Annotated in this window: 1 protein-coding gene; it reads left to right on the top strand. The window is 76.0% G+C overall.

Annotated elements, in window-relative coordinates; genetic code table 11:
• The first annotated feature begins 43 nt into the window (after positions 1-43).
• Positions 44-1,393 (top strand): allantoinase AllB, encoded by a 1,350-nt coding sequence (allB, locus tag ACJOT3_RS34485; RefSeq protein ID WP_406977328.1) that lies wholly within the window; start codon positions 44-46, stop codon positions 1,391-1,393.
• Positions 1,394-1,406: the final 13 nt, after the last annotated feature.

Consider the following 1,406-nt stretch of genomic DNA (forward strand, 5'->3'; position numbering starts at 1 on the left):
GTGCCCGGGCGTCCCCGTGAAGGACGTGAAGGAAGGGTAGGAGATGGACCGTCTCGATCTGGTCGTCCGCGCCGAGCGGGCGCTCACCCCGCAGGGGGAGCGCCCGGTGACCCTCGGGGTGCGCGACGGAACGGTGGTCGAGGTCCGCGACGGCGCGGACGCGCCGCTGACCGGGGAGCGCGAGCTGCGCGCGGCCGCCGACGAGGTGCTGCTGCCCGGCCTGGTGGACAGCCACGTGCACGTCAACGAACCCGGCCGCACCGAGTGGGAGGGGTTCGCCTCCGCCACCCGGGCCGCCGCCCTGGGCGGGGTGACCACCCTGGTGGACATGCCGCTCAACAGCGTTCCGCCCACGACCACCGTCGCCGGGCTGGACGCCAAGCGGGCGGCCGCCGACGGCGTGCTGGCCGTGGACGTGGGCTTCTGGGGCGGTGCGGTCCCCGAGAACAGCCGGCCGGGGGACACCGAGGAGCTGTCCGCGCTGTGGGAGCGTGGGGTGTTCGGGTTCAAGTCGTTCCTGTCGCCCTCGGGGGTCGACGAGTTCGGGCACCTTTCGGCCGAGGAGCTGGGCACCGCCGCCGAGGCGATCGCCGCGTTCGACGGGCTGCTCATCGTGCACGCCGAGGACCCCGAGGTGCTGGCGGCGGCGCCGGCCGCCGCCGGGCGCGACTACGCCGCGTTCCTGGCCTCGCGGCCCGACGACGCCGAGACCCGGGCGATCTCCCTGGTCATCGAGACGGCCCGGCGCACCGGGGTGCGGGCGCACATCCTGCACCTGTCCAGCGCCGCCGCGCTGCCGCTCATCGCCCGGGCCAGGGCGGAGGGCGTGCGCCTGACGGTGGAGACCTGCCCGCACTACCTGACCCTGGCCGCCGAGACCGTCCCGGCCGGGGCCACCGGGTACAAGTGCTGCCCGCCGATCCGCGGGGAGGGCAACCGCGACCTGCTGTGGCGGGCGCTGCGCGAGGGCCTGATCGACTGCGTGGTCAGCGACCACTCGCCGAGCACCCCCGACCTCAAGGACCTGGACACCGGTGACTTCGGCACCGCCTGGGGCGGGATCTCCGGGCTCCAGGTGGGGCTGCCCGCGGTGTGGACCGAGGCGCGGCGGCGCGGGATCGGGCTGGCCGAGGTGGTGGGCTGGATGTCGGCGGCCCCCGCCCGGGTGGCCGGGGTGGCCGGCAAGGGGTCGATCGCCGTCGGGACCGACGCCGACCTGGTGTTCTTCGCCCCCGACGAGGAGGTGCGGGTGGACGCCCGGGAGCTGGCCCACCGCAACCCGGTCAGCGCCTACGACGGCGCGGTGCTCACCGGCGGGGTGCGGCGCACCCTGCTGCGCGGGGCCGAGGTCGCCGAGGGGTCCACGGCGGGGCGGATGATCGAGCGCTCCTGAGGCATCGCCGGAG

The organism is Nocardiopsis protaetiae (assembly GCF_045446735.1).
GTDB lineage: Bacteria > Actinomycetota > Actinomycetes > Streptosporangiales > Streptosporangiaceae > Nocardiopsis > Nocardiopsis protaetiae.